We start from the raw sequence: 14,525 nt of genomic DNA on the forward strand, positions 1-14,525 counted from the left end.
GGGTCTACAGCGTCGCGTGATAGTCCAGTTCCGCGTGCTGGACGTGGTCGCCCAGCACCAGCGGCTTGGCGTCCATGACGTCCTTGAACGCCACCTTGAACTTGGCCATCTCCTCGGGCGTGCCGACCGAGACGCGGACGGCGTTCGGCCAGATCGGCCACGTGCGACCGATCAGGACGTTCCTGGCTTTCATCGCCGCGAACACGGCCTTGCCGTTGCGCCCCGTGTCGATCATGAAGCAGTTGGTCTGCGGGTCGCCGATGACCTTGTAACCGTTGGCCCTCAGCCAGCCGATCGTGTCACGGCGGGTGTCGCCGATGATCTTGCGGCGCTCGGGGACCAAGCTGGTGTCCTCAAGCGAGGCGCGCGCGGCGGCCGAGCCGGTGATCGGCATGGCGTTCTGACCGAACGGCGTCAGCTTGGCCAGCAGGTCGGGCCGGGCGACGGCGAAGCCGCAGCGGATGCCGGCCATGCCGTAGATCTTCGAGAAGGTCCGCAGGACGATCAGGTCCTTGCCGGCTGCCACCAGGTCCAGGGTGTCCTGAGCGTCGGTCAGGTGGATATAGGCCTCGTCGACCAGCAGGACCGAACCGGCCGGCTTGTTCTCCAGCGCCCAGACGATGTCCTGCTTGGTGGTCAGCGTGCCGGTCGGGTTGTTGGGATTGCAGATATAGATGACGCCGGCCTGGGCGTCGGCCTTGACCATGGCCTTGACGTCGTGGGCGCAGTCGGCGGTCAGGGGCACCTTCACCACCTTGGCCTGGCTGGTCTTGGCCGCGTACATGCCCGCCTCGTAGGACGGATCCGCCGTGACGAAGCTCTTCGTCGGCGAGGTGAAGGCCAGCACGCTGTAGTGCAGGGGCTCGGACGAGCCGGCATAGACGGCGACGTTCTCGACCTTGAGGCCGTTCTGGGCGGCGAAGGTTCGCGCCAGCAGGTCGGTCTCGCCCGTTCAGGTCATAGCGCCCGCCCAAGGGGGCGACCCGGGCGATCGCGTCGCACGCCGCCTTGCTGGGGCCCAGCGGATTTTCGTTGGCGTTGATCAGCGTCATGTTCGCTGGCGGCGCATTGGGACTTTGGCCGTGCAGGGCCATGCCGGACGGCGGCGCACTGGTCTGGGCGGCGGCCATGGCCAACTGCGCCTCGGTCAGGATCGGCGCCGCGGCCGCCAGGAAGGCGGCGTTACGCAGGAAGGATCGGCGTCCCAGGGCCGGCGCGCCAGTCATCCGCTTGGTCATGATCGTTCTCCCCATTGCCCGACAGGCGCAGGACGAACCTCCGCGACGGCGGGCGCAAGAGGCGGTCGTCGCAAAAGAGCGCCTTGCTCAAGCCGCGAGCAGAGCAATGCTTGCCACGGGAGCGCGGGCGCGAAATGAGTGCGACGCTTGAAAGCTCAGGGAGTCGCCCATGCCCAGCCCCCTCGCCATCGGTCTCGTGGCCCACGACGACAAGAAGGCCGCGCTCGTGGCGTGGGCGGAGGCGCACCAGGGGTTCCTGAAGGACAAGGCGCTGTTCGCGACCGGCACGACCGGCGGGCGTATTCTTCAGGCTTTGCCGAAGCTGAATCTGACGCGGTTGAAGAGCGGCCCGCTGGGCGGCGACCAGCAGTTGGGCGCGATGATCGCCGAGGGGCGGCTGGACGTGCTGATCTTCTTCGTCGATCCGCTGTCGCCGCAGCCGCACGACGTCGACGTCAAGGCGCTGATCCGGATGGCGACCCTGGCCGACATTCCGTTCGCCTGTAATCCGGCGACGGCGGATCTGATCGTGAGCGGCGCGAGCTAACCCGGGAACTTGAGCAGGTTCGGCTTGGGGATCGCGGCCTTGAAGCTGCCGCGCGACTTGGCCGTGTCCAGCCCGAACTCGGCCCAGGCGTCGAGGAAGCCGGCCGCTGGTGCGGAGGTCGAAGCTGGGACCAGTTCCAGAACGGGACGGGCCGCGAGCGCGGCGCGGGCGGCGGCCCAGGCGTCTGGCTCGGCCGTGGCGTAGGCGCCGTCCGAAGTCACCAGTTGCGCGGCCAGATCAGGATCGGCGAAGCGTAGGGTCACTCGTGTGTCCTTCGGCAGGTCCGAGAGGCTGTCCAGCGCCTCGGACAGAGCCGTCAGGCTCATCTTTGCGGCGCTGGTCCGCCGCTCGCCGCCGGCCGCGCCCTTGATGGCCGCGGCGCCGGTTTCGCCGTCCAGCCGTCGCACATACGACCAGCCGCCATAGCCCGGTTCCGCGCGGCACAGGCTGGTGATCCATAGGGTGACGGCGGCCATGATGGGCTCCCGGAGAGGCGTTCCTGGCTGCGTTCTAGCCTGCTTCGCCGCGAGAAGGGGGAGGGCGCCCGTGAACGAAAGGTAAACTAAGAATTAAATCTTAGAGTTAACGTCATTTTAAGTTCAATGAACGAAGTTCTAATAACGGATGTCGCTTCGCGGCTCTGCTTGTATTCGACAAAGCAAGAAGTGTGCCAATTCACTACATAGTCAACCAAATTGGTTGAAATAATAAACAAGGTGTAAAAATATGGAAAATATTTATGGTTAACGCGCCGTAAACACCTGTTAACCACTTGTTAAAGTCGCTGGCTCCGGTTTTGCTGATTGTGCGTTGAACCTCCGTCGGGCTGTCCCGGCGTGGGACGATCCGTAGGCGGAGTGCGCAAGGCGATGTTCGAGTTCGGACGGGATCTGAAGCGGTTGTTTGGTGTGGACGCCGACTCCAAGGGGGCCTGGCGAGAGGGTTTGACCGGCGGGGACACCTCGCTGCTCGAACTGCTCGACCTGCGCCTACTGAACAATGAGGCCCGCTCGGCCGACGTGGTCGCCGGCCGGATCGGCGCCAAGGATCGCGGCGCGCGTCTGCTGGAGGCCGCCGTCGTCTGGCGCGAGCTGGCCCGCCGCGGCGGCGACGCCGCCGCGCTGCGCAAGGGCGCGGCCCAGGCCGAGGCCGGCGTGAAGATCTTCGAGGCTGAGCGCCGTTCGGACGCCCTGGCCGCCGCGCGCTGCGAGCAGGCGCTGTTGGCCATTCTGGGCGCGGACCTGTTTGGCGACGAGGGCCTGATCGCCGCCGCGTCCGCCACCCTGGCGCGCACGCCGGTCAACCAGCGCACGCCGCTTTGCATCGCCCTGGCCGCCGGTCTCGAAGGCCGCGCCGCCTTGTCCGAGAACAACGTCGACCGCGCCCTGGCCGCGGTTCAGGCCTATGAAGCGCCGCTGCGCGCCCTGGCGGCCGTCAAGCGGGTGAAGGGCGGATCGGCCCGTCTGCTACTGGCCGACCAGCGCGCCGCCCGTATCGAATTGATCCTGGCCTGCGCCGAGCGCCTGAAGGATCGCGCCCTGGCCGAACTGGCCGCGGCCGAGGCCAAGGCCGCCGCCAGCGTGCTCGACTCCGACTTCGAACCCCTGGCCTGGGCCCGCCTGGAAGGCTTGCGCGGTCAGGCGCTGGTCCTGCTGGGAGAGCTGGATGGCGAGTTGAGCCACATCACCAAGGGGGTCGAGGCCCATTTCGCCGCCGTCGACGTGCTGTCGATCGAGCACAGCCCGATGGACTGGGCGCGGGCCGGCGCGTCGCTGGGCGCGGGGCTTCAGGCCCTTGGCGAAGCCTCGACCAGCGAGCGCGCCTTCGAGCAGGCGGTTTCGGCCTATGACCGCGCCACCCAGGTGCTGAAGGCTCAACCGGCCCTCGCCCTGCGCGCGGTGGTCGCAAACAACCGAGCCCTGTGCCTGGCCCGCTGCGCCGAGCTGACCGCGGATCTGGCGGTGCTGGATGCCGCCGAGCTGGCGTTCAAGGCCGAGCTGGCCGCCGCTCCCGGCGGCCGAGACCCGGCCAGCTGGGCCGTGGCCCAGATGAACCTGGCCCGCCTCTACGAGGCTCGGGTCGAGATCACGGGCCGCGACGATGGTCGCCTGGCCCGCGCCGGCGCGGCCCTGGCCTGCGCGTTCGACGTCTTTTCCGAGCTGGGTTTGCGCTCGCTCACGGACCTGGCGGCACAGGGCCTGCAACGCCTGAAGCAGGCCCAGGCCGCCTGATCCGAAACGGAACACTCCCAAAGCGGGAGAGGGGCGGCGGAAGGCCGGCCGACAAAGATAAGTAAGGGATGAACTCGTGATCGCTTCGCTCGCTCTCGCCGCCGCCGTCGTCGCCACCCCGGCTCAAGCCAAGGCTCCGTCGGACCTGCTGACCCCCGTGTCCGAGCCGCGCGTCGCCGTCGCCCTGCTGAACTGCATGGTCAAGCAGGACGGTTACCTGACCGCCTGCACTGTCCAGGAAGAGAGCCCGAACGACCTCGGCGTCGGCCAGGCCGCCTTGTCGATGATCTCGCAGACCCAGGTCGACCTGCTGGGCCCGGACGGCAAGAGCCGCGCGGGGTCGTACATCCAGGTGCCGGTGCGGATCCCGCATTCGTTAAGACGCGGGTGGGGCGTCCCGGCGCATCCATCCCTTCATGACGCGGAATAAACGCGACAGCCCGCCCCAAGCCCGGCCAGACTAGGCCGTGGCTTGGAGGACGGCGATGACGGCGGTTGATGCGAACTGGGGAACGACGTCTCCGCCGGTCAAATCCAAGGTGCGAATCCAGGCGCTGGACCTGATCCGCGGCCTGGCCATCCTGGGCATACTGGCGGTGAACGCCGACGGCTTCGCCGCGCCGATGCTGGCCTCGCTGAATCCCGCGACCTGGCCGTTCCCGCACGAGGGCTGGACGGCGATCGCCTTCTGGATCGTCCAGGCCTTTTTCCACGAGAAGTTCGTCACCCTGTTCTCGATGCTGTTCGGCGTCTCGCTGTTCCTGGTGGGCGGCGAACTGTCGGACAGGACGCGCGGCAAGTTCCTGGCGCGGCGCCTGGCGGTGCTGCTGATCCTGGGCATGATCCATGGCTTCGGGATCTGGTGGGGCGACATTCTCACGCTCTACGCCTCGACGGGGGCGATCATGTTCTTCTGCCGCTCGCTGTCGGCGCGGACGCTGATGATCGCCGGCGTCCTGCTCTACGGCGCCATGACGCTGCAGCATCTGCCGCCGGGCGCCCTGCCTTTCGCGCCGCCCGAGGCTCGAGCGAGAGCAGAGGCTCAACTGACGCCGCCGCCCGCCGCCATCGCCAAGCGCAAGGCCGGGGCCGATCTGGCTGAGGCCAAGAGTTCCTGGGCTGGGGCCTATCGCGTCAATACCAAGGAATATCAGCGGCTGCTGTCGGGTTATCCGCGCCTGTTGCCCGCGACGTTGGGCCTGATGATGATCGGCCTGTCGCTGTTCAAGTCCGGCTTCCTGGCGGGGCGCTCGAGTACTAGGCGTTATGCGGCGGTTGCCGCTGCGGGCGCTGCTGGGCTGGCGATCGTTTCTTGGCTGGAGTGGCGCGCGGTCATGGCCGGCGCGCCGGTCCTGGGCGGAGACGTGTTGGGCAGGGTGCTGACGCCATTCATTTCGCTGGCCTATGCCAGCGTGCTGATCCTGCTGCTGAAGGCCGGCGCGGCGGTGGTGCTGTCGCCGATGGCGGCGGCGGGGCGGATGGCCTTCACCAACTACCTGACCCAGTCACTGATCATGACGTGCATCTTTTACGGCGGCCGAGGCGCGCTGATGGGGCAGGTCGACCGGCCGGCGCTCTGGGGGATCGTCCTGGCGATCTGGGCGCTGCAGCTGACCTGGTCGCCGCTGTGGCTCAAGCGGTTCGAAATGGGACCTTTCGAGTGGATCTGGCGCTGCCTGACCATGGGCCGCCTGCTGCCAATCCGGAAAGGCGCGGCGGGCGCGGCGGCGGCCTGAACACTAAGCCCGCGACCCACCGTCGCGCCCCGCTTATCCAGGCGTTCGGGCGACAACCCCTAACGCCCTGTTAACCATATTTCGCCCATCTTCGGACCTCGAAACAACGCGGCCAGTACGGCCGATTCCCACGAGGCTTCGCATGACGGGCGCAGAGGTTCTTGATGTCGGCCGGGACGCGATCTGGCTGACCCTGCAGCCTGTGTGCGCCTTGCCTGATCGTCGGCCTGGTGATCGGCGTCGCCATCGGCCTGTTCCAGGCCCTGACCCAGATCCAGGAGCAGACCCTGGTCTACGCCCCCAAGATCGTCGCCATCTTCGTGTCGCTGCTGATCTTCCTGCCGATGATGGGCGCGCTGATGAGCGGCTTCATGCGCCAGATCGCCGCCCGCATCGCCGGCATGTAAGTCAGAAGGGCAGGGACCTTCAGGTGAACTCCTTCGCCACGGCGTTCCAGGTCTATGTCGCCGGCCTCGTCTTCGCGCGGGTCGGGGCCATGGTCATGACCATGCCGGGCATCGGCGAACAGTCGGTGCCGCCGCGCGTGCGCCTGGCCTTCGCCCTGCTGATGGCCCTGATCCTGGGGCCGTTGGTCCAGAACACCGCGCCGCCGATCCCGACCACCCTGGGCGGCCTGGTCGGCGGGGTGATCCACGAGATCCTGATCGGCCTGATGATCGGCTCGGTGCTGCGCCTGTTCATGAGCTCCCTGACCACGGCCGGTGAAATCATCTCGATGCAGACCACCCTGTCCTTCGCCCAGAGCGTGAACCCCTCGATGCAGGGCTCGAGCACGGCGGTGGCCACCTTCCTGTCGATGATGGGCCTGACCCTGGTGATGGCCACGGGGCTGCATCACCTGTTCATTGGCGCGATCGTCAAGTCGTACACGATCTTCCCGTTCACCCGCGCCGTACCGATCAACGACGCCGTCACTCTGGCGGTGCGGACGGTGGCGCAGTCGTTCTCGCTGGGCATCCAGCTGGCCGCGCCGGTGATCGTGTTCTCGCTGGTCTTCAACCTCGCCACGGGCCTGGTCGGCCGGGTCATGCCCGCGTTCCAGATCTTCTTCGTGACCTCGCCGCTCAGCGTGATCCTGGGCCTGTCCCTGCTGGCCCTGTCGCTTGGCGGCATCGCCATGGTCTGGACCGACCGCTACCGCGAACTTCTGGCCGTGTTCAACTAGGGGCGCGGCATGGCGGAAGATTCAGATCCCGAGTCGAAAACAGAAGAACCGTCAGCCAAGAAGCTGTCGGATGCGCGGGCCAAGGGCGACGTCGTCAAGTCGGCCGACATCCCGCAGCTGGCCTCGCTGGCTGGCGCGGTCTCGGTGATCCTGATCGCCGGCGGCTGGCTGACGCGCGATCTGATGAGCGCGCTCTATCCGTTTATCGCCCACGCCGGCACGATCGAGATCTCCAGCGGCGGGGCCGTGCTGATCATGAAGCAGGCGGTGATGGCCGCCCTGCCGCCGCTGCTGCTGGTCATGATCGTCACCGCCGCCATGGGCGTGATCGCAAACGTCTCGCAGACGGGCTTCATGCTGACGCCGGATAAGCTGAAGCCGGACTTCAGCAAGCTGAATGTGCTGAAGGGCCTTACCCGGATCTTCGGCATGGACGGGCTGGTGCAGTTCGCCAAGTCGGTCCTGAAGATCGGCGTTACGGCCTTCATCGCCTGGATGGTGCTGAAGCCCAATGTCGGCGAGGTGCGCAACCTGGTCGGCATGGACGTCTCGCTGCTGATCCCCGAGGCGCTGAAGCTGTCCAAGAAGCTGCTGATCATGGTGATCATCTTCCTGGTCGCCACCGCCGCCTTCGACTACTTCTGGCAGCGGATTCGGTTCATGAACCGCATGCGCATGACCCTTCAGGAGGTCAAGGACGAGTTCAAGCAGTCGGACGGCGACCCGCACATCAAGGGCAAGCGACGCCAGATCCAGATGCAGCGCTCGCGCCAGCGGATGATGCAGGCCGTGCCCAAGGCGACCGTCGTCGTCATGAACCCGACCCACTACGCGGTCGCGCTGAAGTACGAGGCCGGCGAGACCCCCCGCGCCGATGTGCGTGGCCAAGGGCGTCGACGAACTGGCCTTGAAGATCCGCGCCCTGGCCGAGGAACATGGCGTGCCGGTGCTGGAGGATCCGCCCCTTGCTCGCGCCCTCTACGCCAGCGTCGAGGTCGACCAGGAGATCCCGGTCGAGCACTTCGAGGCGGTCGCCAAGGTCATCAGCTTCATCATGAACGGAAAGAAGCCCCAATCGCGGCCTCAGGGGCGCGCTGGGCAGCGCGCGCGTCCTCTATAAGACTCAATTTCCAGAAAACTGACCTAGCAGTCGGGAAAGGCTATTCTTTTCCGACTACAGGTGAGTCGCGGCTTCGCCGTAACAAAGGTAACAATCCAGCCGATGGCCGATTTCCAGCTTCAGGACAAAGCTCCGACCGGCGCGCCGCGCCGGCGCTTCGATCCGTGGCTGGTGGGCGCGGCGGTGTTTTTCGTGGCCGCTGCGGCGTTCGCCGTGGCGCCGGCGCTGAAGGCCGGACCGGTGACCCTGGCCGGTCTGCTGCTGTTGCTGGGCGTGGCCGGCGTGGCGATCCTGGGCCTGGTGGCCATCCGCGGCTCGGCGGTGACGGGCGCCGACGTCGACCAGGCCGAGGGCTTCATCGACGCCCTCAGCGAGCCGGCGGCCCTGGCCGCGCCGGACGGTCGCCTGCTGGCCGCGAACCTGTCCTGGCGCGAGGTGATGGGCGATCAGCGCCGCCTGCCCAAGGGTGTGGCCGGCTCCAGCCTGTTCGCCGCCCTGGTCCAGGCCCGCAAGGGCGAGATGGCTCAGGGCGTGCTGCGGGCCAGTGGCGTCGACCACACGGCCAATGTCTCGCGCCTGGCGGGCGGTCGCCTGCTGATCCGTCTGACGCCGATCGTCGAGCTTGAACGCGTGGTCGAGACGCTGGCGACCGCGCCGGTCGCCGAGCGCGTCGCCCCGCCGCCGACCACACTGGACGCCTTCGCAGGGGCCTCGCCGTTCGGCGCGGCGCTGCTTGAAGGGCTGGACCCGTTCAGGTCGAAGGTGCTGGAGGTCAATCCGGCCCTGACGACCATGACCGGCGGCAAGGCGGGCATGGTGTTCGGCGATCTGATCGACCCGGCCTCGCGCGCCGAGGCCGAGACCCGCCTGAACGAGGGCAAGGCCGGACCGTTCGAGGTGCGCCTGGCCCGCGACCAGACCCGCATCGCCCATCTCTATCTCTACCGCGCCGAGGGGCGCGTCGTGGCCTACATGATCGACGTCTCCGAGCAGAAGCAGATGGAGCTTCAGCTGGCCCAGTCGCAGAAGATGCAGGCCATCGGCCAACTGGCCGGCGGCGTCGCCCACGACTTCAACAACCTGCTGACCGCCATCCAGCTGCGCCTGGACGAGTTGCTGCACCGTCACCCGGTCGGCGATCCGTCGTACGAGGGCCTGAACGAGATCCGTCAAACGGGGGTGCGCGCCGCCGACCTGGTCCGCAAGCTGCTGGCCTTCTCGCGCAAGCAGACCGTTCAGCGCGAGGTGCTGGACCTGGGCGAGCTGATCTCGGAGTTCGAGGTCCTGCTGCGCCGCCTGCTGCGCGAAGACGTCAAGCTGATCACCGACTACGGCCGCGACCTGCCGAAGGTGCGCGCCGACAAGAGCCAGCTCGAGACGGCGGTCATGAACCTGGCCGTCAACGCCCGCGACGCCGTGCGCGCGGCCAAGGGCGGCGGCATCGTGCGGATCCGCACCGCCCGCCTGACCCGGGACGAGGCCATCGGCCTGGGCTTCCCGGCGGCCGAGGGCGATGTCGCCTTCATCGAGGTGTCGGATGACGGCCCCGGCATCCCGCCCGATGTCATGGGCAAGATCTTCGATCCTTTCTTCACCACCAAGCCGGTGGGCGAGGGCACCGGCCTGGGTCTGGCCACCGTCTACGGCATCGTCAAGCAGAGCGACGGCTGGATCCATGTTCACAGCCGGCCGGGCGAGGGCGCGGCCTTCCGCATTTTCCTGCCAATCTACGACGCTCCTGCGGGCGTCGCCGCCGTCCAGGCCGCCGCCGAGCCGGTCAAGCCGCGCGCCGCCCGCGACCTGTCGGGCGCTGGCCGTATCCTGTTCGTCGAGGACGAAGACGCCGTCCGCAGCGTCGCCGCTCGCCTGCTGCGCGCCCGCGGCTACGAGGTGCTGGAAGCCGCCGACGGCGAGGAGGCCCTGATCATCGCCGAGGAGCACGCCGGCACGATCGACCTGCTGATCTCCGACGTGATCATGCCCGGCATCGACGGACCGACCTTGCTCAAGAAGGCTCGCGGCTATCTGGGCAACGCGCCGGTGATGTTCATCTCTGGCTACGCCGAGGCCGAGTTCAGCGATCTGCTGGAAGGCGAAACGGGCGTGACCTTCCTGCCCAAGCCGATCGACATCAAGACCCTGGCCGAGCGGGTCAAGCAGCAGCTGCAGGCGGCTTGAGGCTCGTTGGGCGCTTCCCCTATCGTGGAGCGACGGAGGTCTTGGCCGGCAGGAAACGCGGGTTTCGCACCAGGGCCGCGCTGACCAGGGCGACCAGCAGGCCGACGGGAAAGATCTCGATGAAGGTCATCGGCATTCGGTACAGCGGGTTGGCGTAGCTCTTCCTCATCTCCGCCATTTCCGCCGCCAGCTTGGCGTAGGCTGCGCCGGAAAGACCCTCGGCCTTCTTCGAGGCCAGGATGCTGGCCGTGTACTCGTCCATGAAGCGATAGTGGGTGATGGCCAGATAGGCTTCCCATATGGCGACATAGGCGATCCCGGCGACCACGGCGACGCCCAGGCCGACCAGGAAGGCCGGCCAGAACTTGATGACCCCGCCCAGCGCCCTGTCGCGGTGCGACTTGATCGCCAGCAGAATCGCGGAAAGTCCGACCAGCATGATCAGATAGCCCAGCCACAGGCTGTGCTGGGCCGAGAAGACGATGGTGGCGATCATGCCCAGGATGATGATGACGCCCGAGATCAGGCCGTAGGTCAGGATGGTGCGTGTCATGGAATTTCTCCTCCGCGCCGCCCCGCGACGCGTCCCAAGGCTGCCGTCGCCGTGTCCGCGACGGTATCGCCCGAAAGGGTGAGATCGACAGTTTCGTCCTAACGGGCGGCGGTCAAGCTAGGGGATCAGCGCCAGATCCCGGGCCTTGCCGATCGCCTGGGTGCGGCGGCTGACTTCGAGCTTGGCGTAGAGGTTGGCGACGTGAGTCTTGACCGTATTGGGGGAGAGGCCCAGGTCGCGGGCGATCTCCTTGTTGGAGCGCCCCGCCGCCAGGCGCTCCAGCACCTTCACCTCCTGGCCCGTCAGGCCCAGGGCGGCGAGGGCCGCGTCGTTACGCTGGAAGCGCTCGGGCCGCGCCCGCGCCGCCAGCTTCCAGCCGACCCAGACACCGCCGGCCGCGAAGGCCGCGCCGATCAGGCCGACATAGATCTGCCAGGAGAAGGCGCGGGCCACGAACCGGTACTCCAGCCACTGCAGCGCGAACGCGCCCAGCGCCAGGACCAGCGCCCACAGGAGGATCGTGCGGATCATCTCCCCCCGCATGGCGCGGTTCAGCCTAGACGCGCCTTGGCCTCGGGCGGCGCGACCTGGTCGAACAGGATCTTCAGATGCTGGTCCTTGGCGTGGTCGTTGTGCAGTTCCCACGACAGCGAGACCGGCAGGCGCAGGCGGCCGCCGTCGGGCAGGCGGGCGATCAGCACGCGCCAGGAGAAGCCTTCGCCAGGATCCCCCAGCGGATCCTTGAACTCGACCGGGGCCGGATCGCGCAGGCGAAAGCGCCGCTCGGGATGGGCCTCGAACCAGGCGCGGTCGGCCTCGGCGGTCGGATCCTTGATGACTTTGGCGGTGACTTTGCGAACCATGGACGCGTCCTAGCACCGGATGGGAAAACTTCCCATCATGCGTCCATGAGGACCGTGGTCGAACAGCAGGGCCTGGAGCCCGTCTAGGAGAGGGCGGCGTTGGCCGCCGGACCTTGGGAGAAGTCCAGCGGCCTCGCGCTAGAAGCCGAAGCGCGCGCCGATCCGCAGGCCGCCGCCGTGTCGACCGCCGCCATAGTCGCCGCCGGCTTCCGCGAAGGTGATCGCGCCGCTGGAGGCGCGATAGCTGACGCCGACGGCGACCTGGCCGAAGGTGCGGCCGCCGTCCTTCGACAGGTGCTCGCGCTCGCCGCCGCTGACCAGGGTGAGGCCGTTCTTGATCGTAAAGTCGTGGACCACGAACGCCGCGCCATAGGTGGTCAGGGCGCCGCCCAGCAGGTCGTTCCGCGCCGCGCCGCGCAAGCCCGCCCTGGCGGTGAAGCCGGTGGCGCGATCGAAGTCCAGGCGCTGGCCCAGGGTCTTCATGTCGTCGAGGCGCGTGCTGACATAGTTGACGCCCAGCAGCGTCTCATAGGCCAGGTCGCCGTCGCCGAACCGATGACCGGTCTCGACCTGGGCGCCGTAGGCGGTCCCGTCGAACTTGGCGTCGATGCCGTCGACATCGTTGCGGGCCTTGATCGACTGGCGGTCGGCCTTGGCCAGGGCGTTGAGGAAAAAGCCGCCTTGGGTCAGGGCGACATAGCCGCCGAAGTTCACTACGCTCAGCTTGACCTCCTGACCCGCCACGCCGCTGAACCGCATCTTCGCGTCGGCGTAGCCGCCGGTCAGGCCCAGGGCGATGCGACCGTCGTCCAGGCCCGCGTTGAGGAGATCGAGACCCATCTGGCCGCCATAGGTGGTCTGCTCGTAGTCGACGGCGACCGTGTGCTGGGCCGAGGCGGCGATGTCGTCATCGCGGTCCTGCCGTCCGCCATAGGTCTGGGCCCACACGCCCTTGCCATTGGCCGCGGAGCCGGCGTCGCGCAGGCTCGCCACATGCGTGCTCCAGGCGTCCGCCGACTGGCGCCAGACGCTGCTGGCGCCTTCGGAGATCTTCAGCGCCTCGTAGGTTCGCTGACCCGCCACGCCCTTCAGGCGATAGGTCCACGTCTTGGTGTCGAACAGCAGGCCGTAACGGATCAGGCCGATTTCGTTGTTTTCGATGCGGAAGGCGTCCGCCTTCGAGTCCGCGCCGGCCTGGATCAGGATGGTGCCGCTGTCCCCGGTCAGGACCGCGGTCTTTCCCGAAACGCCGCCCAGGAGGATCTGCGTGCCGCCGTTGGCGACATCGCCGACGACGAGCATGTCGGCGCCGGTCGGCCCGACATCGAGGCCGAGGCGCGCCTTGCCAGCGACCCCATTGTAGTCGCCGGATATCGCCAGGACGTCGCCGACATGGCCGTTGCGCAGGTCGATCAGGCCCTGGTTCTTGAGAGCGTCCAGCGACAGCAAGGACACCTTCACGGGGGACGTCGCGCCGGCGCCCACCGTGAGGACGCCATTGTTCAGCAGCGTGTCGGAGCCGGCAAGGAAATCGACGTCCGCGGTCAGGTCGACGGCGCCGTTGCTGGTGACTTCGTCGTCCCCGTCCGTGAGCAGCTTGTCACCGAAGACCGGGCTGGCCTTGGGCGGATCGTCGGCGTGGGCCGCCGCGGGCGTCAGCAGCATCATGGGGGCGAGGAGGGCCGAGAGCGCGGTCGACGCGCGGAATCGACCCGTGGCCGGCGCGCGAGCGCCAGCCCGGTGAGCAGAACTCAGCACTTACTTGGACTCCGTAAGCGATCGCGCCCCCGCGACGCGGCGGAACCTATGAGGGGCGAGAGCCCGGATCAAGCCGAAGTCTCATAAAAACTGTACAAGCTCTATCGACGTCTCTCCAGCACCATGATCGGGGAGCCCCTGAACGTCGTGTGGGTCTTCAGCGTGAAGCCGACCTTGTCGGCGAGGGCCAGGGAGGCGGCGTTTTCGGGATCGATGATGCAGGGCACGACCGGCGGCGCCAGGCTCTCGTCGATCCAGGCCAGGCCGGCGCGGACCGCCTCCGTACCGAAGCCCTGACCATGCGACCAGGCCGCCAGCACCCAGCCCATCTCCGGTAGGCCATACAGGCTGGGTTGGATGTCGCGGCGCAGGTCGGCGAAACCCACCTCGCCGACATAGCGGCCGGTCGAGGTCTCGCGCACCGCCCAATAGCCGAAGCCCAGCACCTCCCACAGGCCCCGGGCCCGCATCAGCCGCGTCCAGGTCTCCTCGTCGGTGAACGCGCGCGCGCCGACATGGCGGACCACCACCGGATCGGCCCACATGGCGCGACTGTCCTCGAAGTCGGTCAGAGTCGGGGGCGACAGGGTCAGGCGGGCGGTGGTCAGGGTTGGGGCGGGCATCGCGGCTCTGAGTTTGCGTCGAACAGTGAGCAAGCTACACCGGCGCGCAGAGTAGGGAAGACCATGACCAAGCCGGAAGACGCGATCGCCGCCCGCCGCAAGCTGACCAACAAGCTGATCGCCGCCAAGGACGCCGCGCGCCTGCGGCCGTTCTTCGATCCGCGCGTCACCCTGATCGCCGGCGACGGCTCGCTGCTGCTGGGGGCCGAGGACGTGCTGGCCGCCTTCGCCAGCCAGTTCGCCGACAAGGGCTTCGGGGCGTACGTCCGAACGACGGAGGAGATCAGCTTGAACGCCGAGGGGACCCGCGCCGCCGAGCGTGGCCGCTGGGTCGGCCAATGGAAGGACGCCTCCGAGCAATCGGGGACCTATCTGGCTACCTGGAAGAAGGTCACCGGCCAGTGGGTGATCGAGAACGAGCTGTTCGTGACGCTAGCGTGAGCTTGGTGATTGTAATCGCCCGCATGACGCGGAATTAATTTCGCCAAAGCC

The 14,525-nt window shown here is 67.7% G+C and carries 14 protein-coding genes and 2 pseudogenes; 9 read left to right on the forward strand and 7 right to left on the reverse strand.

The genetic code is table 11. The annotated features are described in order from the left end of the window. Positions 1-4: 4 nt before the first annotated feature. Positions 5-937, reverse strand: a complete 933-nt coding sequence (locus ACHMW8_RS14700) for a pyridoxal phosphate-dependent aminotransferase (protein ID WP_395445984.1) — start codon at positions 935-937, stop codon at positions 5-7. A 497-nt stretch (positions 938-1,434) separates the two neighbouring features. Between ACHMW8_RS14700 and ACHMW8_RS14705 the strand changes: the two genes are divergently transcribed. Next, complete coding sequence (locus ACHMW8_RS14705) at positions 1,435-1,785, forward strand: methylglyoxal synthase (protein WP_395442949.1); 351 nt, start codon at positions 1,435-1,437, stop codon at positions 1,783-1,785. Here the strand turns inward: ACHMW8_RS14705 and ACHMW8_RS14710 are convergent. After that, entirely contained in the window at positions 1,782-2,261 is a 480-nt protein-coding gene (locus ACHMW8_RS14710) for a ribonuclease H (protein WP_395442950.1), read from the reverse strand. The two genes, ACHMW8_RS14705 and ACHMW8_RS14710, sit on opposite strands and share 4 nt — an antisense overlap. A 381-nt stretch (positions 2,262-2,642) precedes the next feature. Here ACHMW8_RS14710 and ACHMW8_RS14715 point away from each other — a divergent pair, with 381 nt between their 5' ends. The 7 genes and pseudogenes from ACHMW8_RS14715 (at position 2,643) to cckA (ending at position 10,236) form a co-directional block, all read left to right on the forward strand. After that, the gene (locus ACHMW8_RS14715; protein ID WP_125156264.1) at positions 2,643-4,016 is read left to right on the forward strand and encodes a hypothetical protein; all 1,374 of its coding nucleotides are present in this window, start codon (positions 2,643-2,645) and stop codon (positions 4,014-4,016) included. 76 nt (positions 4,017-4,092) lie between these two features. Beyond that, positions 4,093-4,446 carry a hypothetical protein gene (locus tag ACHMW8_RS14720; RefSeq protein ID WP_395442951.1) on the forward strand — a complete coding sequence of 118 codons (354 nt, stop codon included), beginning with the start codon at positions 4,093-4,095 and terminating at the stop codon, positions 4,444-4,446. 55 nt (positions 4,447-4,501) lie between these two features. Then, positions 4,502-5,752, forward strand: a complete 1,251-nt coding sequence (locus ACHMW8_RS14725) for a DUF418 domain-containing protein (RefSeq protein WP_395442952.1) — start codon at positions 4,502-4,504, stop codon at positions 5,750-5,752. Between the two features lie 142 nt (positions 5,753-5,894). Further along, a pseudogene (fliQ, locus tag ACHMW8_RS14730) lies at positions 5,895-6,159 on the forward strand (flagellar biosynthesis protein FliQ). Positions 6,160-6,182: 23 nt separating this feature from the next. After that, positions 6,183-6,938, forward strand: coding sequence for a flagellar biosynthetic protein FliR (fliR, locus tag ACHMW8_RS14735; protein WP_125156267.1), 756 nt, complete (start codon positions 6,183-6,185; stop codon positions 6,936-6,938). 9 nt (positions 6,939-6,947) lie between these two features. Beyond that, a pseudogene (gene flhB, locus ACHMW8_RS14740) lies at positions 6,948-8,058 on the forward strand (flagellar biosynthesis protein FlhB). Between the two features lie 102 nt (positions 8,059-8,160). Beyond that, complete coding sequence (gene cckA, locus ACHMW8_RS14745; RefSeq protein ID WP_125156269.1) at positions 8,161-10,236, forward strand: cell cycle histidine kinase CckA; 2,076 nt, start codon at positions 8,161-8,163, stop codon at positions 10,234-10,236. A 19-nt stretch (positions 10,237-10,255) separates the two neighbouring features. On the opposite strand, the gene ACHMW8_RS14750 is transcribed toward cckA, so the two are convergent. The 5 genes from ACHMW8_RS14750 to ACHMW8_RS14770 all read right to left on the reverse strand — a co-directional run bounded on the left by ACHMW8_RS14750 (position 10,256) and on the right by ACHMW8_RS14770 (position 14,033). Continuing rightward, positions 10,256-10,789 carry a DUF4199 domain-containing protein gene (locus ACHMW8_RS14750; RefSeq protein WP_395442953.1) on the reverse strand — a complete coding sequence of 178 codons (534 nt, stop codon included), beginning with the start codon at positions 10,787-10,789 and terminating at the stop codon, positions 10,256-10,258. Between the two features lie 117 nt (positions 10,790-10,906). Next, complete coding sequence (locus ACHMW8_RS14755) at positions 10,907-11,320, reverse strand: response regulator transcription factor (RefSeq protein ID WP_125156271.1); 414 nt, start codon at positions 11,318-11,320, stop codon at positions 10,907-10,909. Between the two features lie 20 nt (positions 11,321-11,340). Continuing rightward, entirely contained in the window at positions 11,341-11,652 is a 312-nt protein-coding gene (locus tag ACHMW8_RS14760) for a hypothetical protein (RefSeq protein ID WP_395442954.1), read from the reverse strand. A gap of 138 nt (positions 11,653-11,790) precedes the next feature. Continuing rightward, the gene (locus tag ACHMW8_RS14765; protein ID WP_395442955.1) at positions 11,791-13,410 is read right to left on the reverse strand and encodes an autotransporter domain-containing protein; all 1,620 of its coding nucleotides are present in this window, start codon (positions 13,408-13,410) and stop codon (positions 11,791-11,793) included. A 101-nt stretch (positions 13,411-13,511) separates the two neighbouring features. Further along, a complete protein-coding gene (locus ACHMW8_RS14770) occupies positions 13,512-14,033 on the reverse strand; it encodes a GNAT family N-acetyltransferase (protein ID WP_395442956.1) in 522 nt (173 codons plus the stop codon). Between the two features lie 63 nt (positions 14,034-14,096). Between ACHMW8_RS14770 and ACHMW8_RS14775 the strand changes: the two genes are divergently transcribed. After that, positions 14,097-14,474 (forward strand): nuclear transport factor 2 family protein, encoded by a 378-nt coding sequence (locus tag ACHMW8_RS14775; protein ID WP_125156275.1) that lies wholly within the window; start codon positions 14,097-14,099, stop codon positions 14,472-14,474. Positions 14,475-14,525: the final 51 nt, after the last annotated feature.

This window comes from Caulobacter sp. UC70_42 (assembly GCF_044056025.1).
Classification (GTDB): Bacteria; Pseudomonadota; Alphaproteobacteria; order Caulobacterales; family Caulobacteraceae; genus Caulobacter.

What these genes read in the sequence shown, in the direction of transcription:
- ACHMW8_RS14710 (WP_395442950.1), bottom strand. Translation starts at nt 2,261, where the DNA reads ATGGCCGCCGTCACCCTATGGATCACCAGCCTGTGCCGCGCGGAACCG.
- ACHMW8_RS14725 (WP_395442952.1), top strand. Translation starts at nt 4,502, where the DNA reads ATGACGGCGGTTGATGCGAACTGGGGAACGACGTCTCCGCCGGTCAAA.
- cckA (WP_125156269.1), top strand. Translation starts at nt 8,161, where the DNA reads ATGGCCGATTTCCAGCTTCAGGACAAAGCTCCGACCGGCGCGCCGCGC.
- ACHMW8_RS14750 (WP_395442953.1), bottom strand. Translation starts at nt 10,789, where the DNA reads ATGACACGCACCATCCTGACCTACGGCCTGATCTCGGGCGTCATCATC.
- ACHMW8_RS14755 (WP_125156271.1), bottom strand. Translation starts at nt 11,320, where the DNA reads ATGATCCGCACGATCCTCCTGTGGGCGCTGGTCCTGGCGCTGGGCGCG.
- ACHMW8_RS14760 (WP_395442954.1), bottom strand. Translation starts at nt 11,652, where the DNA reads ATGGTTCGCAAAGTCACCGCCAAAGTCATCAAGGATCCGACCGCCGAG.
- ACHMW8_RS14770 (WP_395442956.1), bottom strand. Translation starts at nt 14,033, where the DNA reads ATGCCCGCCCCAACCCTGACCACCGCCCGCCTGACCCTGTCGCCCCCG.
- ACHMW8_RS14775 (WP_125156275.1), top strand. Translation starts at nt 14,097, where the DNA reads ATGACCAAGCCGGAAGACGCGATCGCCGCCCGCCGCAAGCTGACCAAC.